Genomic DNA, 20,275 nt, shown 5'->3' on the forward strand with positions numbered 1-20,275 from the left:
TCTTTGTTACTTTGTTTAAAACTATAAATTAAATGATCTTTCGTTTTATAATTCTATGCGCTCTCTTATTATTTATTGAGTTCTATTCATATCAGGCTTTTCGAACATTAATCAAAACACGTTGGGTTTTGATTAGTTACCAAGCTATAAGCTTACTGATTTTAATCTTTATTATATATTCTTTTTCGCAAGTAGACCGATCAGTTGGTCAGACTAGACAATTTATGTTTACTACAGGCTTAATGCTGACGGTATATGTACCTAAAATTGTGCTTACGCTGATCATGTTTGGTGAAGATATTTTTAGGATAGGAGCAAGCATCTTAAATTATTTTGTTTACAATACTCCTCGAAAAGAAATGATGCCCGATAGAAGGAAATTTGTTAGCCAGATAGCTTTAGGGTTGGCTGCAATTCCGTTTCTTTCTATTATTTATGGAATTTTTGAGGGAAAATATAATTTCAAAGTAATCAAGCAAACTGTATTCTTTCCAGATCTTCCAGATGCTTTTGATGGGTTTAAAATCACACAGATTTCAGATGTCCATAGTGGCAGTTTTGATAATCCTGAAAAGATTAACTACGCAATTGATTTAATTAATGCACAGGAAGCAGATTTGATTTTGTTTACGGGAGATATTGTAAATACACATGCTAAAGAAATGCATCCTTGGTTGGAAACTTTTAATCGTATTAAAGATTATAAATATGGAAAGTTTGCAGTTTTAGGGAATCACGATTATGGCGAATATGTAACGTGGCCGTCTGAGAAGGAAAAAGATGAGAACTTTCATCAAATTAAAAATTTATACGGTCAAATTGGCTTTAATCTTATGCTGAATGAGCATACTTACATTCAAAAAGGAGATGATAAAATCGCTTTAATTGGTGTTGAAAATTGGGGAGTGAATTTTAAGAAAGCAGGCGATTTGAACAAAGCATCTGAAAATGTGCACCAAGACGATTTTAAAATTTTAATGAGCCATGATCCAAGTCATTGGGAAGCTGAAATTAAAGATCATCCAAAGAATTTCCATCTTACATTTGCAGGCCATACACATGGTATGCAGTTCGGAATTGAAATTCCAGGGTACTTTAAATGGAGTTTAGCGCAGTATATTTATAAACAGTGGGCAGGATTGTACGAAAACGTCGGAAGATACGTTTATGTTAACCGTGGCTTTGGTTTTCATGCCTATCCAGGACGAGTTGGTATTATGCCTGAAATAACAGTCATTGAACTAAAAAAGGGCCGTAATGTCGCTTAATTCGTTAAAAATGCTAAATTTGTATTATATTTATTTCTTTTTAAAGATTTAAAAAACTTAATTTTTTGGTTTTATGTCAAAATTTGGAGAACTAATAAATGCTCAAGTTCCAGTGTTAATTGATTTTTACACAGATTGGAATGAATCTTCAGTTTCTATGCATCCTGTTATTAAGGATGTAGCTGCTGCGCTTGGTGATAAAGCCAAAGTAATCAAAATAGACGTAGATAAAAATCAGGAACTTGCAGAAGCACTTCGTATTAAAGGACTTCCGACTTTAATGATTTATAAAGAGGGACAAATGATCTGGAGACAATCTGGAGAGCTTGATGCGAATACTATAATCGGAATTGTTCAGGAACAATTTAACGTCTAAACAACTACTTTTTATTGATGTTATTTAGTGAATAATATCAAACTTATATCCGTTTTCTTTTAAAAAATGCAGTGTTCTAGGCAAGGCAAATCTTAAATTTGGAGAAGCCTTAATACTGTCATGAAAAACAATCACACTACCTGATTTTACATTTTTTGTTACGTTTTCAAGACATTTTTCGGGCGTAATGCTTTGATCAAAATCAGCACTTAAAACATCCCACATTACAATTTTATAGCCTAAACTTCTAAGGATTTTAGATTGCGCTTTTTTGATTTTTCCGTAAGGAGGACGAAATAATAAATGGTGAGGCGCTTTTTCTTGCTCATCCAAAATAGCAGCACAGTTTTTTACGTTTTCGATATATTCATTTGTGTGGCTTTTCCATCCATTCACGTGATTCATTGTATGATTGCCAATAGAATGCCCATCAGTAATTAACTTTTCAAATAAAGTCAGGTTTGCTTTAATATTCTTTCCGATGCAGAAAAAAGTAGCTTTTGCATCAAATTTTTTTAATTCAGACAATACCCAGTCTGTAATTTCTGGAGTAGGGCCATCATCAAAGGTGAGGTATATTTTCTTTTCGTTGTTAGGAATGTCCCAGCAATATTTAGAAAACACCTTTTTGATAAATGCGTTAGTTTTGACCCAATAGAAACTCATTTTGAATTAAAGTTGTATTATATCTATAAAATTAAAAAATGCAGCGCTATTTATCAAATAGCGCTGCATTTTTTTAATAAGTAAAATTTACGTATATTATTTATTCTTTTTCACGTCCAAAACGTTCAAAAACATTTACGTAAGTATTAAATGTAGTCTTGTGCTGGTTGTAAAAAGCATTGTCTTTATTGTCATCCATTACATGTAGCAAGCTTCTGTAGCGTTCAATATCTGTAATAATATCTACTGCTAAAGTAGTTTGATCAGAAGGAGGCAATGTACTATAATAGTTTAAGTTCTCTTTGTATTTCTGAACTAATTTGTTTAAAAGATCTTGCGCTTTAGCTTTTTCGCCTACTTTATAATAACCATCAGCAAAAGCTTCAACTAAAGAATAATAGCCATATTTATCTAAAGGCATTTTGGTCATCGCTAAATTGATGATATTCTTAGCTTTGTCAATTTTACCTTCTGCAATAAGCTGATTCATTAATCTTGAAAGATTTGTACGGTATGTAATACTGTTTCTTCTAGTTTCAGGATCGTGATAGATTTTTTCACTTTCACTATTTCCCCAATCCCATTTCATTACAATATCATACATTTTATCAGCATCGATTTGTCCCATGTCTAATGGTCCTCCATCTTTAGAACGAGCATTTTTTACTGGAACCAATTTGTAAACCATTCCGTCTAATTGCAAATAATCTTTTAACCATAGATAATCTTCATCATCAAAAGCACCACCACTAAAGTAAATTGGTCTTTTCCAGTTGTTATTTGCTAGGATATCAAGCATCATTAAACGGTTTTTGTATAATGCGCTTCCTTTGATGTCAATATCCAAATAAGGAACAATAGAATCGTAATATTTAGGATTAACTACTTTATTTTGAATAATTGTATTTTTGTCCACATTTACTCTAATCTTGTTTGTTGGATAGAAATGAATGGTTTGTCCATTTTGTAAACCAACAGTCGATTTAGGGTTTTTGATGAAATCGATAAAATCTTTAATATTCCAACGAGTATCAATTTTTTGAATGTAAGCTGTATAGTCCAAATTATCTCCTACATACTGGCTATGTTCGAATGAAATAGGCAACGGATTAGATTCATAAGACTTCGCTTTCATTTGATCGATGTACCAATCTGTCATAAATAAACTTGTATTTACAATTTTTACATCGGTTCTGAAATGCTCAATCTCTTGTGCATACCAAAGAGGGAACGTGTCATTATCTCCAATGGTGAATAAGATGGCATTTTTGTCGCAAGAACTTAAATAAGCTTTTGCCATTGCCACTGCAGTATATCTTCCAGATCTGTCGTGATCGTCCCAGTTTTGAGAAGCCATTAAAACAGGTGCTGCCAATAAACTTCCGGCAATAATTACTGGTCCTGCAATTTTTGGAGCAATATATTTTTGCAAGCTTTCATAGAGTGAATAAACGCCGAATCCAATCCAGATGGCAAAGACATAGAAGGAACCAACCAGAGCATAATCTCTTTCACGAGGCTCAAAAGGTCTTTCGTTTAAGTATATTTTTAATGCAATTCCTGTGAATAAAAATAAAGCCAAGAGAACATAAAAGCTCTTTAAATCCTTGTTGGCGTGGTACATTATACCAATTAAACCTAAAATAAAAGGAAGGAAATAATAAGCATTACGCCCTTTGTTGTTTAACACATCAGAAGGTAAATTATCTTGAGAACCTAAATGAATAGAGTCTAAAGCTTTGATGCCACTAATCCAGTTTCCATCCAAATTATCATATTTACCTTGAACATCATTTTGGCGTCCAACAAAATTCCACATTAAATATCTCCAGTACATGTATCCGAATTGATATTCAAACATAAAACTGAAGTTGTCTACTGTAGATGGTTTTTCAATGATCAGATAATCTTTGTAACTGTTTAAGAATTTAACATAACCTTCATTGTCAATTTGTTTTTGAGCATAAGCTTTTCTGAATTCAGAAACTGTTTTCTCAACTTCATTACGCAATTGGGCAGTAGCTTTATTGTATTCATCTTCACTTAATTGACTAGCATCAATTCCGTATTTTGCTAGTTCTTCATCGTAATCATAATTAGGATTGATTCGGAACTTCGGAGGATTGGTAAAGTTGATATAGTTTTGAATATGAGCTGTTTCTGTACTCCACATTCTTGGTAGAACTGCTTTCTGGTTGTCATCAGAATTTTGTTCTGCATTCTTATAATTGTTGGTAATAATGTATTTACCAGTTTTATAATCTCTCTCGTAGTTTGGTTTTTTGTCTAAATAAGGTGTTTTAGCATCAAGACCAGCAAAAAGTTCAGTGTATTGAGGTCCATAAAATAAAGGATTTACACCATATTGCTCACGATTGTAATAAGCCAAAACCTCTGTAGCATCTGACGGTTTGTTTTCGTTAATAACTGTGTTGGCATTTGCACGAACAGGAAGCATTAACCAAGTAGAGAAACCAATCAAGATGAATAAAATACACAATATGATCGTGTTATAGAATATTAAGCCTTTTTGTCTAGTGTATTTTAATCCAAAATAGAAAAACGCAATAAATAATAATGCTACAAAGATAGTTCCCGAGTTGAATGGAAGTCCCATGCTGTTTACCATGAAGATTTCGGTTTTTCCGAAAAATGCCATTGTAAGAGGAAGAAGTAATTTGAAGATAAATAATAAAATTCCAATAACTACAATATTAGCAACAATGAAATTTTTGATCGTAACTTTTTCGTAGTGTTTGAAATAGTATAAAAATCCAATTGATGGGATAGTTAAAAGAGCCATAAAGTGAACTCCAAACGAAAGACCAACAACCAAAGAAATAATTAAAAGCCATTTGTTTCCTTTTGGTTTGTCCATGTCTTGCTCCCAGCGTAGTCCAAGCCAAAAAAGCAATGCAATTAATAAAGAAGCCATTGCATAAACTTCGGCTTCTACTGCGTTAAACCAAAAACTATCAGAAAATGTATAAGCTAAAGCTCCAACAAAAGAGCTTCCTAAAATTACTATCGAATTGTTTTGATTAATTTCTGCAAAACGAGCTACAATTTTCTTCAAAATCATAGACGATGACCAAAACATAAATAATATGGTAAATGCGCTAGAGAAGACAGACATCATATTAACCATTACAGCTACATGTTGAGCATCTATTGCAAACATTGCAAAAAATGCACCCATCATCTGGAAAAGCGGAGCTCCCGGTGGGTGACCTACTTCAAGTTTGGCTGCGGTAGCAATATATTCTCCGCAATCCCAAAAGCTCATTGTAGGTTCTACTGTTAATGTATAAGTTATTAAAGCGATTGCAAATGCAAACCAACCAATAATTGTATTCCATTTATTGAAATTGAATTGTGCCATATTTAGGTGTTAAAAATTTGAACGTTTTATATCCTACAAAGAAAATGTTTTTTTATGTAAAGAAACGAGCATTAACAAAAAATTCTATAAAACTATAAGTTAAAAGTAACGTGTTGTTTATGAGATGTTTTTGGTGCGCGATCAGATTTTGTCGAGAAAAAAAACAAAAAAAATGATTTTTTTTGCTCAAAAAGTTTGCACAAACTAAATAAAGACTTAAATTTGCACTCGCTTAACCGCACTGCTGGTCTATGGTGTAATGGTAACACTACGGTTTTTGGTGCCGTCTTTCTAGGTTCGAGTCCTAGTAGACCAACAGAAAAGTCTCTCAGAAATGAGAGACTTTTTTTATTTAAAAAAGTTTCATTTAAAATTTGCATAAATTAAATAAAGTTTTAATTTTGCACCCGCTTAACCGCACTGCTGGTCTATGGTGTAATGGTAACACTACGGTTTTTGGTGCCGTCTTTCTAGGTTCGAGTCCTAGTAGACCAACAGAAAAGCCTCTCAGAAATGAGAGGCTTTTTTTATTGTGTACATTTAAAATAAATGCTTGTTTTGTTAGGGTGTTGATTCTTAGCTGTTTTGGTTTTTATTTGTGGTTTAAGGACGACGGGACAATTCCAAATTTCTTTTTAAATGAAAAAGAAAAATGCGAGAGATCTTCAAAACCAACTCCAATATATACGTCTGATGGCAGATTTCCTTGGCTAATTAAATAATAAGCTTCTTGAAGTCTTTTGTTTAAAAGCCATTTTCCCGGCGTTTGCTGAAATACTTTTTGAAAATCTCTTTTGAATGTGGCAAGACTTCTTCCGGTTAGATAAGCAAATCGATGCATTTGAACATTAAAGTGGAAGTTTTTGTTCATAAAAGCTTCCAGGTCGATTTTGCCAGGTTCGTTAAAATCAAATAAAATATCTTTTAATTCTGGATTTACTTTTAATAAAAGATGAATAGCTTCTTTAATTTTTAAATTGAATAAAGCCTCGTTGTTTTCTTGTTCTACTTCAAGGTAAGAAATCAACGACTCCATAAAAGATTTGTAAAGTGGGTGAGGTGCTAATGAAAACATAGCTTCTGAATCGGATTTTTTATCTGATTTTAAATTGTATTCTTTGCTGATTTCTCTTAAAATTTCCTGATCAAGAAAAAGAGATATAGTTTTGAATTCTCCTCCTTCGGGCGGAATTTTAGTAAACTTTGCTAAATGATTTCTTCTGCTAAAACGAAAATCTCCTGGTTTGGTATGGAAAGTGTTTTTGCTATCGGAAGCAATCATTTCGCCAGAAATTTGATAGCTAAAAACATGTTCGGGTATAAAATGTTCGCCTTCGCGACTGCGTGAGTAATAACACGAGTAGAGAATTTTAGACTTTGTATTTGGTTTGGTGCTCATAATTGTAAAAATACTAAAAGATCTGGAAATCTTTGTGATTAAAGATTTCCAGATTGGTGGAGATTATTTTTGCTGAATTAATGCTCTGGGTTCTAAATAAGCCTCTAGTCCAAGTGTTCCAAATTCACGTCCAATTCCAGATTGTTTAAATCCGCCAAAAGGAGCCATTGGGTCGTGACTAATTCCGTTTATTTGTACACGCCCGGCATTGATTTGCGAAGCTACTTTGTGTGCTCTTTCAGAATCCGAAGAGTTTATGTAAGCTTGTAATCCGTAAGTAGTGTCATTGGCGATTTCAATTGCTTCTTCTTCCGTTTTGTATGTAATAACAGATAAAACAGGGCCGAATATTTCTTCTCTTGCAATACGCATCTGATTGTTTACGTTGATAAAAACAGTTGGCTTGATAAAATTTCCATTTTCTAACCCTTCGGGTTTTCCTAGTCCGCCAGTCAATATTTCTGCTCCTTCGTTAATTCCAGCCTGAATGTATTCTTGAACGCGATTGTATTGTTTTATGCTAACCATTGGTCCGATCGCAGTATTTTGATTTTTAGGATCGCCAACAATAAGGTGTGAAACAGTTTCTTTGATTAAAAGCTTTGTTTCTTCTAATTTGTTTTCTGGAATCAATAGTCTAGTTCCGGCAATGCAAGCTTGTCCGTTGTTCATGAACGCTGCGCCCATTGCAAGTGGAATTGCTTTTGAGAAATCGGCATCGTCTAAAATAATATTTGGAGATTTTCCGCCAAGTTCAAGAGTAACTCGTTTCATAGTGTTGATAGCTTCTTTTGCTATGATTTTTCCAACATTAGTTGATCCTGTAAAAGAGATTTTGGCGATATCTGGATTTCGGCTAATTTCGGCACCAACGATTTCTCCTAAACCATTTACAATGTTAAATACGCCTTTAGGAAGATTGGCTTCATGAAGGCATTCGGTAATTAATTGTGTTTGCTGGGCACTCATTTCACTTGGTTTGATTACAGTTGTGCATCCAGCAGCAATTGCTGTGGAAAGTTTGCTGCATATAAAACCATTGCTTGAATTCCAAGGAATGATAATTCCAACAACGCCAATAGGGGTCATCTGAACTTCGGATTCTCCCATTGTTTTGATGAAGCTGTAGTTGTTAAGAAGGTTGATGGCTGAATCAAAACTTTTTAGCATATAATCGTAGCTTACGCTTGCAAATTGATATGTTCCGCCATATTCTTCCGTCATAACATTGATAAAATCGTCTTTTCTTTTTTCGATAGAAGATTTAATGTTTTTTAAATATTGGATTCTTTCCGAAGTTGTGGTTTTTGAAAAAGTTTTGAAAGCATTTTTGGCTGCTTCAATTGCTTTTTGTGTGTCTTCGGTGTTTCCTAAAAGAACTTTTCCGAGTGTTTTATTTGTAGTCGGGCTAATAAGATCAAAATATTCTGTTCCTTTAGGAGTTGTAAATTCGCCATTAATGTAAATTTTGTCTATTGTTTTCATGTTGTTGTTTTTTAATGATTTTCTATTTGACAAATTTCTGCATTATGTAAGCTGGCTGTTTTGTTGTAAAGCTCAGTTAAACTTTGTTGAGAAGCTCAATTTTTTATTGTTTTTGCAAAAAAAAAGCTTCTCGTATGAGAAGCTTTGAAGAGAGTATTTTAAAATTAATGTTAGATTTTTAAGGTGATAACAGGTTTTACGGCATGATTAACCAAGCCTTCGCTGATGCTTCCATTGAAAAAATGTGCGAAACCAGTTCTTCCATGTGTGCACATTCCGATAACATCGGCGTTTATTCTGTTAGAGAAATTAATGATTCCTTTTTCGATATTGGTGTCATTGTAAATTTGAGTCGTATAGTTGTTAATGTTGAATTCGGCAACAAAATCGGCCATTGCTTTTTCGCTAACATGAGTTGGTTTGAAACTGTTTGGAGTGCAAATAGTGACTAAATGTATTTTTGAATCAAATAGTTTGGTGAAATTTAAAAGTTTTTCGAAAGGTTTTTTTGCTTCTTCTGAAAAATCAGATGCGAAAACAATAGTAGAGGCATTAAAATTTGGAATATTTTTCTTGATGACCAAAACAGGGATTTCTGAATTTCTAACTACTTTTTCGGTGTTAGAGCCTATTAATAGTTCTTCGACGCCAGAAGAGCCGTGAGATCCCATGATAATTAGATCAATATTGTAATCTTTGCTTATTTGCGTGATTCCGTGTATTGGTTTGTCCATTTTTACAATTTCAGTTACCGGAATTCCTTCTAGGTATTCTCTAGAGGCGATTTCATCAAGTGTTTCGTTTGCTTTTTTCATAAAAAGCATAGTTTCGGGGATGCTAGTTCCGCCAACTATGGCATCGTTTGATTGCTGTGGCAATTCAAGCATATGAAGAAGAATAAGTTCAGAATTGTTCTTTTTTGCGATTTGAGCGGCAACTTTTAAAGCGTCTTCTGCATGTTCTGAGAAGTCGGTAGGTACTAAAATTCGTTTCATGATTTGAGGGTTAAAAATTATGAATAATTCTGTGTTTTAATGCTATTATAAAGATAAGGAATTATTTTAGAGCAATCAATTTATTTGATTTATAAAAAAAACACTATATTTGCACTGTTATTTATTAAAATCTAAATAATGAGGGGACTAAGTGTCCCCTCTTTTTATAAAATTATGACATTTAAAGAAAAAGTAAACGGATTAATTGCGGAAGCTCTTCTGGAAAAACCATCAATCTTTTTGGTTGATTTGGCTGTTTCGGATTCTTTTAAAATTAGTGTCGGTTTAGACGGAGATAATGGAGTGGCGCTTCAGGACTGTATTGATATCAGTCGTGCAATCGAAAATAATCTGGATCGTGAAGAACAGGATTTTTCGCTTGAAGTAGCATCAGTTGGAGTAGGAACACCTCTGAAAATGGTAAGACAATACAAAAAAAATGTTGGTAGAACGTTGATTGTTACCACAAATACAGAAAAAATTGAAGCAGAATTGGTTGAAGCTAATGATGTTTTCATAATTTTGTCTTGGAAAGCAAGAGAACCGAAAAAAGTAGGAAAAGGAAAAGAAACAGTTCAAAAAGAGCAACAAATACCTTATACAGAAATTAAAGAGGCAGTTGTTACGGTAACATTTTAATTTTAATTAAAAAATTCGCATGGAAAATTTAGCATTAATCGATTCATTCTCAGAGTTTAAAGATAATAAACTTATTGATCGTGTAACGCTTATGGCAATTTTAGAGGACGTATTTAGAAATGCATTAAAGAAAAAATACGGTTCAGATGAAAATTTCGATATCATTATAAATCCTGATAAAGGAGATATGGAAATCTGGAGAAGAAGAGTAATTGTTGCCGATGAAGACCTTGATTTTGAAAATGAAGAAATTACATTGACTGAAGCAAGAAAAATTGAAGCGGATTTTGAAATAGGTGAAGAAGTTTCTGAAGAAGTAAAGTTGATTGATTTAGGAAGAAGAGCTATCTTAGCGCTTCGTCAGAATCTAATATCTAAAATTCACGAACACGATAATACAAATCTTTATAAGCAATTTAAAGATATTATTGGTGATATTTATACAGCTGAAGTGCACCATGTGCGTCCAAGAGTAGTTATCTTAGTTGATGATGAAGGAAATGAAATTGTGCTTCCAAAAGAAAAGCAAATTCCATCTGACTTTTTCCGTAAAGGAGATAATGTTCGCGGAATTATTGAAAGCGTTGAATTGAAAGGAAACAAACCTCAAATTATTATGTCTAGAACTTCAGAAAAGTTCTTAGAGAAATTATTTGAGCAAGAAATTCCAGAGGTTTTCGACGGATTGATTACTGTGAAAAATGTAGTTCGTATTCCTGGTGAAAAAGCAAAAGTAGCAGTTGATTCTTATGATGATAGAATTGATCCAGTTGGAGCTTGTGTGGGAATGAAAGGTTCTCGTATTCACGGAATTGTTCGTGAGCTTGGAAATGAAAATATTGACGTAATTAACTATACAAACAATATTCAATTATTTATTACAAGAGCATTAAGCCCTGCAAAAGTTTCTTCTATTAAAATTGATGAAGAAAGCAAAAGAGCTGAAGTTTTCTTGAAATTAGAAGAGGTTTCTAAAGCAATTGGTAGAGGCGGTCACAATATCAAATTAGCTGGTCAATTGACAGGTTATGAATTGGATGTTATTCGTGAAGGCGATGTGGCTGGAACTGTTGCAGATGAAGATGATGTTGAATTGACAGAGTTTTCAGATGAAATTGAAGAGTGGGTAATTGAAGAGTTTGCAAAAATAGGTTTGGATACTGCAAAAAGTATCTTGAAACATGACGTAGAAGATTTAGTAAGAAGAACAGACCTAGAAGAGGAAACAATTCTAGATGTTATGAAGATACTAAAAGAAGAGTTTGATAGCTAAGCAATAGCTGACCATCTGCTCTAACAACACACAACGAAAAAGGTAATAATAAAAAGGTTATATGTCTGAAGAGAGAGTAATAAGAATAAATAAGGTTTTAAGGGAATTAAATATTTCGTTAGAAAGAGCTGTAGATTATCTAAAAGATAAGGGAATTGCTATTGATGCAAATCCTAATGCAAAAATTTCTGATAGTGAATTTAATATCCTTCAAAGCCAATTTGCGGGCGATAAGGGGAATAAGGAGGCTTCTAAAGAGGTTGGAGAAGAAAAAAGAAAGGAAAAAGAAGCGTTACGTGTAGAACGTGAGAAAGAAATTGAAGACAAACGCAGACAAGAAGAAGAGCGTCAAAAACAGCAAGAAATAATTAAAGCAAGAGCCGTTGTTTCGGGGCCTGTACAAGTCGGTAAAATTGACTTGAATCCTAAAAAACCTGCCGTTACTCCTTCTGAGGAACCAGCTAAGGTTGAAGAGCCAAAAGCTGTTGTTGCGCCTGTGCAACCAGAGAAACCTGTTCAAAACGAAACAGTTAAATCTGAACCAGTTGTTTCTAGTCCTGTTTCTGAAACAAAAAAAGAAGAACCTATTATTACTGAGAAAAAAGAAGTTAAAGCAGAATCTAAAGTTGCGCAGGAGCCAATAGTGTCTACTGATCCAACAACTTCAGAGGAAACTATTACTACTCAATACCAAAAGCTTACAGGAACAACTCTTACAGGTCAGACAATTGATTTATCTCAATTTAATAAGCCTAAGAAAAAGAAAGAAGATCCTAAAGCGGCTCAGAATAAACCTGGAACTCCTGGAGTTGGTAATAATAACAATAACGCAAATAATAAAAATAAGCGTAAAAGAATTGGTCCAAAACCGGGTACTCCTGGTGCGCCAAAACCTGCTACAGGAAATGTGCCTGGAACACCAAATTCAAATAAACCAACTCAAAACAATAATGGTGGAGGTTATAATGCTAATAGAAGCCAAAGACCTGGTTTTGTAAAAGGAAACCGTCCTGCAATTATTGCTAAAGTTGAGCCAACTGAAGAAGAAGTAAAAAACCAAATTAGAGAAACTCTTGAAAAACTTCAAGGTAAAGGAGGAAAATCTAAAGCGGCTAAATATAGAAGAGATAAAAGAGAAACGCACCGTCAGAAATCTGATGATGAGCAAAGAGCACTTGACGAAGGAAGTAAAACAATTAAAGTTACAGAGTTCGTTACGGTTGGTGAAATTGCAATCATGATGGATGTGCCGATTACTAAAGTAATTGGAACTTGTATGTCTCTTGGTATCATGGTTACCATGAACCAACGTCTAGATGCTGAAACATTAACTATTGTTGCAGATGAATTCGGCTACGATGTTGAATTCATTACAGTGGATATTGAAGAAGCAATAGAAGTTGTAGAAGATAAAGAAGAAGATTTAGTAACAAGAGCACCAATTGTGACAGTAATGGGTCACGTTGACCACGGTAAAACATCTTTACTGGATTATATTCGTAAAGAAAATGTAATTGCTGGTGAGTCAGGAGGTATTACACAGCACATTGGAGCATATGGAGTTACTTTAGATAATGGACAAAAAATCGCATTCTTAGATACTCCAGGTCACGAGGCGTTTACCGCGATGCGTGCACGTGGAGCTCAAGTTACAGATATTGCGATTATTGTGGTTGCAGCGGATGATGATATCATGCCACAAACAAAAGAGGCAATTTCTCACGCACAGGCTGCAGGAGTGCCAATTATATTTGCAATCAATAAAATTGATAAACCAAATGCTAATGTTGATAAGATTAAAGAGCGTTTGGCTGGTATGAATTTACTTGTTGAAGATTGGGGTGGAAAAATTCAGTCACATGATATTTCTGCAAAAGTTGGAACAGGTGTTAAAGAATTATTAGAAAAAGTTTTATTAGAAGCTGAGATTTTAGATCTAAAAGCAAATCCAAATAAAGCAGCTCAAGGAACTGTTGTTGAAGCTTACTTAGATAAAGGAAAAGGATATGTGTCTACGATTTTAGTACAACAAGGTACTTTGAAAATTGGAGATTATATGTTGGCTGGAAAACACCATGGTAAAGTTAAAGCAATGCATGATGAAAGAGGACATACTATTTTAAGTGCTGGTCCTTCGACTCCGGTATCTGTTTTAGGTTTAGATGGAGCTCCAACAGCGGGTGATAAGTTTAATGTATTTGAAGACGAAAAAGAAGCAAAACAAATTGCATCAAAACGTTCTCAATTAATGCGCGAACAGTCTGTACGTACACAAAGACATATTACACTTGATGAAATTGGACGTCGTATCGCTCTTGGTCAGTTTAAAGAATTAAATGTAATCCTTAAAGGAGACGTGGATGGTTCTGTTGAGGCGTTATCAGATTCGTTCTCTAAACTTTCTACAGAAGAAGTTCAAATTAATATTATCCATAAAGGAGTTGGTGCAATTACAGAAACCGATGTTAACTTAGCTTCTGCATCAGATGCGATCATCATTGGATTTAATGTTCGTCCTGCTGGAAATGCTAGACAGCTTGCGGATAAAGAAGAAATTGATATCCGTTACTACTCTATCATTTACGCTGCGATCGATGACTTGAAAGATGCTATGGAAGGAATGTTAGCGCCAGAAATGAAAGAAGAAATTTTAGGTAATGCTGAAATTCGCGAGATTTTCAAAATTTCTAAAGTGGGTTCAATTGCTGGATGTATGGTGACAGATGGTAAAATCTTAAGGACTTCTAAAATTAGAGTTATTAGAGATGGAGTTGTGGTTCATACAGGTGAGCTAGTTGCTTTAAAACGTTTCAAAGACGATGTGAAAGAAGTAACTAAAGGTTATGATTGTGGTATCCAAATAAAAGGATTTAATGATATCGAAATTAATGATGTTATTGAAGCGTACCATGAAGTAGCAATCAAAAAGAAATTGAAATAAAATTCAATTAATATAATTAAAAGCCTCAATGTAAATTGAGGCTTTTTTTGTGTTTATAAATTTGAGATGTGATGGTGTAGAATGATTTGAGGTAAATGTGTGTTTTTAACTCATTTAAATTTTAGTAAGTTGAATAAAAATTAACGAAATATGAAAAATGGACTTTACTCGATAATTGTGTTTATGTGCTTTTCTGCTTTGTCTTTTGCTCAAGAAGCTGTAGATAAAGTAGCTCCGCCTGATGGTAATGCTTTTGTAGGGGATTATTACGGAGAAGAGGTTTCAAGTACTTTTAGTAATACTGCGATTACAGTAGCAGAATTGGAAAAAGATTTAAAAACTACAAATAAAATAGAAAAAGTTGCTGTTAGAGGAGAGGTAACAGGTGTTTGTCCTAAAAGAGGATGTTGGATAAGTATAAGGACAGAAGATGGAGCGTCTTTCTTTGTTAAAATGAAAGATTATGCGTTTTTTGTTCCTACGGCATTAAAGGATAAAAATGTGGTTTTAGAGGGTGATGCAGAGCGAAAAGTAACATCTGTTGAAGAGTTGAAGCATTATGCCAAAGATGCTAAAAAAAGTAAAGCAGAAATAGACGCTATTAAAGCTCCTAAAGACGAAATACGTTTTTTAGCAAGCGGAATTAAAGTTGTAAATTAGATCAGGAGATTGTATTCTAAAGGTTCTAGAATTTTTGACATCAATAAAACGGATTGATCTTTATTTGATTATGTTAGGGGTGCGGTATTTTAAAGACAATAAAAAAGCGAGAAGTAAATCTCGCTTTTTTATTTTTTCTATGTTTTACTTTCCGGGCTTAAGTAAGAAAACGCTTTTGTATCTTTTTTTAATTTCGGTCAAATTTCGTTCGGCTTCAATTCTGGTTTTAAAATTTCCAACAATTACTTTGTAATTAGGAGTGCTGAAAATAATGGTTCCGTCGATATTTGAATTTTCTCTTTTAAAATCCGATAACGTTTTTTTTGCTTCGTCGCTTTTGCCACTAAAGATTTGGATTCTATAAGTATCGTTTGTATTTATTGACGTGTTAATTTTGCGCTTCTCATTGAGTAACTGCTCAAATTTAGGGTCTTGATTTAATGTTAAATTTTGGTCTTGAGCATTAATGTTGTATGCGAAAGCAATCGTTGTAATTGTTAAGAAAAGGTTTTTCGATGGACTTAAAATTCTCATAATGTGATGGTTTTTATGCAAAAATACTATTTAAAGTTTGAGTGTAAAATTTTAATATTATTTAGAATTGATATAAATTGATAATTAAGACTATTTTAAGGTTTTGAGAATAGTTCATAAGTCGTATTTTTGTGCAAGTTTTAAAAGAGGGTATAGATTTTTACTGCATTTAGTACAGAAAAAATCATACCAAAAATTAGTAGACAATTATTTATACTATATGAAAAAGGTGGGTAACCATAATTCGATCTCAAGAAAATTGCTGCTTGGCTTATCGCTAACGTTAATTTTCTCCCTAACTTCATTTGCTCAAGATGCTGCTGCTCCGGCGGCGCCTGAGGCTGCGGCGGCTGCTCCAGCTGCAGGTGGCGGTGATCCAGCAAAAGGGAAAGAACTTTTTAATGCAAATTGCGCTGCATGTCACAAATTAGATGCTAAATCAACTGGTCCTGCTTTAAGGGGAGTTGCTGCTAAGCATGATATGGCTTGGATTTACAAGTGGGTGCATAACAGTTCTGACATGATTAAGTCAGGTGATGCTGTTGCTGTTAAACTTTTTGAGGAAAATAACAAAGCTGTAATGACTTCGTTTCCTCAATTGTCTGAAGGTGATATTGATAATATTATAGCTTATACTTCTCAGCCTAAAGCTGAACCAGCTGCAGCTGCGGGAGGTGCTGCAACTCCTCCTGGTACAAATGTTCAAGATGGTGCTATTTCAAATAACATTATTCTTGGAGCTCTTGCTCTTGTAATGGCTATTTTAGTTGTGATGTTGTTTATGGTAAACAAGGTTTTGACTAAAGTTGCAAACAAAAATGGTATTGAAATCGCTCCAAAAGAAGAAAGACTTCCAATCTGGAAAGCTTTCGCTAAAAACCAATTCTTGGTTTTGGTAACTGCAATCTTCTTGCTTTTGGCTAGTGGTTATTTTGTTTACGGATACTTAATGCAAGTAGGTGTAGATCAGAATTATGAGCCGATTCAGCCAATTCACTACTCTCACAAAATTCACGCTGGTGATAACGAAATCAATTGTAAATATTGCCACTCTGCTGCTCGTGTAAGTAAAACAGCTGGTATCCCTTCTTTAAATGTTTGTATGAACTGTCATAAAAACATTTCAGAGGTTGCTGAAACTACTGCTACTCCTGAGTACAGCAAAGCGTTTTACGATGCTCAAATTCAAAAATTATATGATGCTGTTGGATGGGATAAGACTAAACAAGCTTATACTGGAAAAACAATGCCTGTAAAATGGGTTCGTATTCACAACTTACCTGATTTTGTTTACTTCAACCACTCTCAACACGTTTCTGTTGCTGGTATTGAATGTCAAACTTGTCACGGACCAGTACAAGAATTTGAAATCATGAAGCAATACTCTAAATTAACAATGGGATGGTGTGTTGATTGCCATAGAAAAACTGATGTTAAGATGGAAGGTAACGCTTACTATGATAAAATTCATGCTGAACTTTCTAAAAAATACGGTGTAGAGAAATTAACTGCAGCGCAAATGGGAGGTTTAGAGTGTGGTAAATGCCACTATTAATCGATTTATTAAGATTTTAATATATATATACAATGTCATCAAACAAAAAATACTGGAAAAGTGTTGAAGAGCTAGAAAATAGCTCTATTGTTGAGGCGCTTAGAAATAACGAGTTTGTTGAAGAGATTCCTACTGATGAGTTTTTAGGTAACGCTGACGCTTTATCTACATCTGGGACTTCACGTCGTGACTTTTTAAAGTACGTAGGGTTTAGTACAGCGGCTGTAACATTAGCTGCTTGCGAAGGTCCTGTTCACAAGTCTATACCTTATGTATTACAACCAGAACAGATCATTCCTGGTGTTGCAGATTATTATGCAACTACAGTTTTTGATGGGTTTGATTTTGCTAATCTTTTGGTAAAAACTCGTGAGGGTCGTCCAATTAAAATTGAAAACAATACAATTGCAGGAGCTAAATTTTCTGCGAATGCTAGAATTCACGCATCTATCTTAGGATTGTATGATAGCACTCGTTTGAAAGAGCCAAAAGTAGACGGTAAAGACTCTTCTTGGTCGGCTGTTGATTTAAAAATTAAATCAAGTTTAGCAGATGCAAAAACTAAAGGCGGTCAAGTAGTATTATTGACTAATACTTTAGCGAGTCCTTCTACAGATAAATTAATCGCTGAGTTTATTGCGAAAAATCCAAACGCTAAGCACGTTGTATACGATGCAGTTTCATCATCTGAAGCTTTAGATGCTTTTGAAACTGTTTATGGTCAAAGAGCTTTGGTTGATTATGATTTTTCAAAATCTTCATTAATCGTGTCTGTTGGTGCTGATTTCTTAGGAGACTGGCAAGGTGGAGGATATGATACTGGTTATGCGCAAGGACGTATTCCTCAAAATGGAAAAATGTCTCGTCACTTCCAGTTCGAATCAAATATGACATTATCTGGAGCAGCTGCTGATAAGCGTGTTCCTATGACTGTAGCTGCTCAAAAGCAAGCTTTAGTTCAAATTTATAATATTGTTGTAGGTGCTTCTGTTCCTGTAGCTTTAGAAGGAAACTTTAAAGCTGAAGTAGTAAAAGCTGCACAACAGCTTAAGGCTGCTGGTTCAAAAGGAGTTTTAGTATCTGGAATTGAAGATAAAAATGCTCAATTATTAGTTTTAGCTATCAATCAAGTATTGGCTAGTGAAGCTTTTAGTACTGCTGGAGCTAGACAAATTAGAAAAGGTTCTAATGCTGCAGTTGCGCAATTAATTAAAGATTTGAATGCTGGAAGTGTTCATACTTTAATTATGAGTGGAGTTAATCCTGTTTACACTTTAGCTGATTCAGCTTCTTTTGTATCTGGATTGAAAAAAGTTAAAACGTCTGTTGCTTTTTCATTAAAAGAAGACGAAACTGCATCAATTGTTTCAATTGCTGCGCCAGCTCCTCACTACTTAGAATCATGGGGAGATCTTGAACTTACAAGCGGAACTTATAGCTTAACTCAGCCAACAATCCGTCCTATCTTCAATACAAAACAATTTCAAGATATTTTATTGTCAGTAAACGGTACTGCTGGTACTTATTATGACTACTTAAAAGCAAATTCTGGAGCTTATACTGCAGGTGCTTCTTGGAATAAAGTATTACATGATGGTGTAGCTGTTCTTGGGACTACGGCATTATCTGGAGGTGCTATTGATGCTGCTGCAGCTGCAAACGCTGTTGCAAAATCTAAAGCTGCTGGTGATTTTGAATTAGTATTATATACTAAAACAGGATTAGGAGATGGACAGCACGCTAACAACCCTTGGTTGCAAGAGTTCCCAGATCCAATTACAAGAGTTTCTTGGGATAACTACGTTACAGTTTCTAATGCAGATGCTAAAAAACTTGGTTTATCAAACGAAATTGTTGCAAACGGTGGTTTAAACGGTAGTTATGCTACAATTACTGTTGATGGAGTTAAATTAGAGAATGTTCCGGTTATCGTTCAGCCAGGACAAGCAGTTGGAACTGTAGGTCTAGCTCTTGGATACGGACGAAAAGCTTCTCTTAAAGAAGAAATGCAAGTAGGTTTAAACGCTTACGCTTTATATAAAGGTTTTAATAATGTTCAATCTGTTTCTATCGCTAAAGCTGGAGGAGTACATGAGTTTGCTTGTGTTCAAGGTCAGAAAACTTTAATGGGTAGAGGGGATATTATTAAAGAAACTACTTTAGAAATATTCAATACTAAAGATGCTGAACATTGGAACGAAAAACCGATGGTATCTTTAGATCACCAAGAAGTAGAGGCTACTACTGTAGATCTTTGGGAATCATTTGATCGTACAACAGGGCACCACTTCAATCTTTCAATTGATTTAAATGCTTGTACTGGATGTGGGGCTTGTGTTATTGCTTGTCACGCTGAAAACAACGTTCCAGTTGTTGGTAAAGCAGAGGTAAGAAGAAGCCGTGATATGCATTGGTTACGTATCGATAGATACTACTCTTCTGAAAGCACTTTTGAAGGTGATAACGAAAGAAAAGAAGGAATTGCAGGTTTATCTAGTTCATTATCTACATTTAATGAAATGGAAAAAGCAGGAGATAATCCACAAGTAGCATTCCAACCTGTAATGTGTCAACACTGTAACCACGCACCTTGTGAAACAGTTTGTCCTGTTGCAGCAACTTCTCACGGTCGTGAAGGTCAAAACCATATGGCTTACAACAGATGTGTTGGTACTCGTTACTGTGCAAACAACTGTCCATATAAAGTACGTCGTTTTAACTGGTTCTTATACAACAAAAACAGCGAGTTCGATTATCATATGAACGATGATTTAGGACGTATGGTATTAAATCCTGACGTTAACGTACGTTCTCGTGGTGTAATGGAGAAATGTTCTATGTGTATCCAAATGACACAAGCTACTAAATTAAAAGCTAAAAACGAAGGCCGTCCAGTTAGAGATGGTGAATTCCAAACAGCTTGTTCTAGTGCTTGTTCTTCAGGAGCGATGATATTTGGTGATGTAAATGATAAAGAAAGTAAAGTTGCTAAATTAGCGGCTGACGAAAGATCATACCACTTATTAGAGCATGTAGGTACAAAACCTAATGTGGTTTACCATGTTAAAGTTAGAAATACTTAGTAAAATTATTAATTAAGAA

General features: G+C 34.4%; 14 protein-coding genes and 2 tRNA genes. 10 read left to right on the forward strand and 6 right to left on the reverse strand.

What is annotated here, in order from left to right; genetic code table 11:
- Positions 1 to 32: 32 nt before the first annotated feature.
- Together AC1Q5Z_RS12720 and AC1Q5Z_RS12725 are read left to right on the forward strand one after the other, a co-directional pair.
- Complete coding sequence (locus AC1Q5Z_RS12720; protein ID WP_198854512.1) at positions 33 to 1,268, forward strand: metallophosphoesterase; 1,236 nt, start codon at positions 33 to 35, stop codon at positions 1,266 to 1,268.
- 73 nt (positions 1,269 to 1,341) lie between these two features.
- Positions 1,342 to 1,644: a thioredoxin family protein gene (locus AC1Q5Z_RS12725; protein WP_008466807.1), complete on the forward strand. Its 303-nt coding sequence runs from the start codon at positions 1,342 to 1,344 to the stop codon at positions 1,642 to 1,644.
- Between the two features lie 24 nt (positions 1,645 to 1,668).
- On the opposite strand, the gene AC1Q5Z_RS12730 is transcribed toward AC1Q5Z_RS12725, so the two are convergent.
- Together AC1Q5Z_RS12730 and AC1Q5Z_RS12735 are read right to left on the reverse strand one after the other, a co-directional pair.
- Entirely contained in the window at positions 1,669 to 2,310 is a 642-nt protein-coding gene (locus AC1Q5Z_RS12730) for a polysaccharide deacetylase family protein (protein WP_198854511.1), read from the reverse strand.
- A gap of 100 nt (positions 2,311 to 2,410) precedes the next feature.
- Entirely contained in the window at positions 2,411 to 5,692 is a 3,282-nt protein-coding gene (locus AC1Q5Z_RS12735) for a glycosyltransferase family 117 protein (protein ID WP_492445107.1), read from the reverse strand.
- Between the two features lie 245 nt (positions 5,693 to 5,937).
- Between AC1Q5Z_RS12735 and AC1Q5Z_RS12740 the strand changes: the two genes are divergently transcribed.
- Positions 5,938 to 6,008 (forward strand) — tRNA-Gln (locus AC1Q5Z_RS12740).
- A gap of 108 nt (positions 6,009 to 6,116) precedes the next feature.
- Positions 6,117 to 6,187, forward strand: a tRNA-Gln gene (locus AC1Q5Z_RS12745).
- A gap of 97 nt (positions 6,188 to 6,284) precedes the next feature.
- On the opposite strand, the gene AC1Q5Z_RS12750 is transcribed toward AC1Q5Z_RS12745, so the two are convergent.
- The 3 genes from AC1Q5Z_RS12750 to AC1Q5Z_RS12760 form a co-directional block, all read right to left on the reverse strand.
- Positions 6,285 to 7,091 carry a helix-turn-helix domain-containing protein gene (locus AC1Q5Z_RS12750; protein WP_198854509.1) on the reverse strand — a complete coding sequence of 269 codons (807 nt, stop codon included), beginning with the start codon at positions 7,089 to 7,091 and terminating at the stop codon, positions 6,285 to 6,287.
- A 63-nt stretch (positions 7,092 to 7,154) separates the two neighbouring features.
- Positions 7,155 to 8,576 (reverse strand): aldehyde dehydrogenase family protein, encoded by a 1,422-nt coding sequence (locus AC1Q5Z_RS12755; RefSeq protein ID WP_492445108.1) that lies wholly within the window; start codon positions 8,574 to 8,576, stop codon positions 7,155 to 7,157.
- Positions 8,577 to 8,746: 170 nt separating this feature from the next.
- Positions 8,747 to 9,571, reverse strand: coding sequence for a universal stress protein (locus tag AC1Q5Z_RS12760; protein WP_198854507.1), 825 nt, complete (start codon positions 9,569 to 9,571; stop codon positions 8,747 to 8,749).
- A gap of 174 nt (positions 9,572 to 9,745) precedes the next feature.
- Here AC1Q5Z_RS12760 and rimP point away from each other — a divergent pair, with 174 nt between their 5' ends.
- From rimP to AC1Q5Z_RS12780, 4 genes are all read left to right on the forward strand, one after another.
- The gene (gene rimP, locus AC1Q5Z_RS12765) at positions 9,746 to 10,210 is read left to right on the forward strand and encodes a ribosome assembly cofactor RimP (RefSeq protein WP_198854506.1); all 465 of its coding nucleotides are present in this window, start codon (positions 9,746 to 9,748) and stop codon (positions 10,208 to 10,210) included.
- Positions 10,211 to 10,229: 19 nt separating this feature from the next.
- Positions 10,230 to 11,483, forward strand: a complete 1,254-nt coding sequence (gene nusA, locus AC1Q5Z_RS12770) for a transcription termination factor NusA (RefSeq protein WP_125722262.1) — start codon at positions 10,230 to 10,232, stop codon at positions 11,481 to 11,483.
- A gap of 61 nt (positions 11,484 to 11,544) precedes the next feature.
- The gene (gene infB, locus AC1Q5Z_RS12775; protein WP_492445111.1) at positions 11,545 to 14,424 is read left to right on the forward strand and encodes a translation initiation factor IF-2; all 2,880 of its coding nucleotides are present in this window, start codon (positions 11,545 to 11,547) and stop codon (positions 14,422 to 14,424) included.
- Positions 14,425 to 14,574: 150 nt separating this feature from the next.
- Positions 14,575 to 15,084, forward strand: a complete 510-nt coding sequence (locus AC1Q5Z_RS12780) for a DUF4920 domain-containing protein (protein WP_492445112.1) — start codon at positions 14,575 to 14,577, stop codon at positions 15,082 to 15,084.
- 144 nt (positions 15,085 to 15,228) lie between these two features.
- Here AC1Q5Z_RS12780 and AC1Q5Z_RS12785 read toward each other — a convergent pair whose 3' ends face one another.
- Positions 15,229 to 15,618: an SPOR domain-containing protein gene (locus AC1Q5Z_RS12785; protein ID WP_492445114.1), complete on the reverse strand. Its 390-nt coding sequence runs from the start codon at positions 15,616 to 15,618 to the stop codon at positions 15,229 to 15,231.
- A 220-nt stretch (positions 15,619 to 15,838) separates the two neighbouring features.
- Here AC1Q5Z_RS12785 and AC1Q5Z_RS12790 point away from each other — a divergent pair, with 220 nt between their 5' ends.
- Together AC1Q5Z_RS12790 and AC1Q5Z_RS12795 are read left to right on the forward strand one after the other, a co-directional pair.
- Complete coding sequence (locus tag AC1Q5Z_RS12790; RefSeq protein WP_345157257.1) at positions 15,839 to 17,173, forward strand: c-type cytochrome; 1,335 nt, start codon at positions 15,839 to 15,841, stop codon at positions 17,171 to 17,173.
- Positions 17,174 to 17,205: 32 nt separating this feature from the next.
- The gene (locus tag AC1Q5Z_RS12795; protein WP_492445116.1) at positions 17,206 to 20,256 is read left to right on the forward strand and encodes a TAT-variant-translocated molybdopterin oxidoreductase; all 3,051 of its coding nucleotides are present in this window, start codon (positions 17,206 to 17,208) and stop codon (positions 20,254 to 20,256) included.
- Positions 20,257 to 20,275: the final 19 nt, after the last annotated feature.

The sequence above is a fragment of the Flavobacterium sp. GW823-FHT06G12 genome (genome assembly GCF_058794775.1).

Bases quoted from the DNA above. Each gene is read 5' to 3' on its own strand.
- AC1Q5Z_RS12785 (WP_492445114.1), bottom strand. From the start codon at position 15,618: ATGAGAATTTTAAGTCCATCGAAAAACCTTTTCTTAACAATTACAACG.
- AC1Q5Z_RS12730 (WP_198854511.1), bottom strand. From the start codon at position 2,310: ATGAGTTTCTATTGGGTCAAAACTAACGCATTTATCAAAAAGGTGTTT.
- AC1Q5Z_RS12735 (WP_492445107.1), bottom strand. From the start codon at position 5,692: ATGGCACAATTCAATTTCAATAAATGGAATACAATTATTGGTTGGTTT.
- AC1Q5Z_RS12795 (WP_492445116.1), top strand. From the start codon at position 17,206: ATGTCATCAAACAAAAAATACTGGAAAAGTGTTGAAGAGCTAGAAAAT.
- AC1Q5Z_RS12725 (WP_008466807.1), top strand. From the start codon at position 1,342: ATGTCAAAATTTGGAGAACTAATAAATGCTCAAGTTCCAGTGTTAATT.
- AC1Q5Z_RS12760 (WP_198854507.1), bottom strand. From the start codon at position 9,571: ATGAAACGAATTTTAGTACCTACCGACTTCTCAGAACATGCAGAAGAC.
- AC1Q5Z_RS12750 (WP_198854509.1), bottom strand. From the start codon at position 7,091: ATGAGCACCAAACCAAATACAAAGTCTAAAATTCTCTACTCGTGTTAT.
- infB (WP_492445111.1), top strand. From the start codon at position 11,545: ATGTCTGAAGAGAGAGTAATAAGAATAAATAAGGTTTTAAGGGAATTA.
- rimP (WP_198854506.1), top strand. From the start codon at position 9,746: ATGACATTTAAAGAAAAAGTAAACGGATTAATTGCGGAAGCTCTTCTG.
- AC1Q5Z_RS12790 (WP_345157257.1), top strand. From the start codon at position 15,839: ATGAAAAAGGTGGGTAACCATAATTCGATCTCAAGAAAATTGCTGCTT.
- AC1Q5Z_RS12755 (WP_492445108.1), bottom strand. From the start codon at position 8,576: ATGAAAACAATAGACAAAATTTACATTAATGGCGAATTTACAACTCCT.
- AC1Q5Z_RS12780 (WP_492445112.1), top strand. From the start codon at position 14,575: ATGAAAAATGGACTTTACTCGATAATTGTGTTTATGTGCTTTTCTGCT.
- AC1Q5Z_RS12720 (WP_198854512.1), top strand. From the start codon at position 33: ATGATCTTTCGTTTTATAATTCTATGCGCTCTCTTATTATTTATTGAG.
- nusA (WP_125722262.1), top strand. From the start codon at position 10,230: ATGGAAAATTTAGCATTAATCGATTCATTCTCAGAGTTTAAAGATAAT.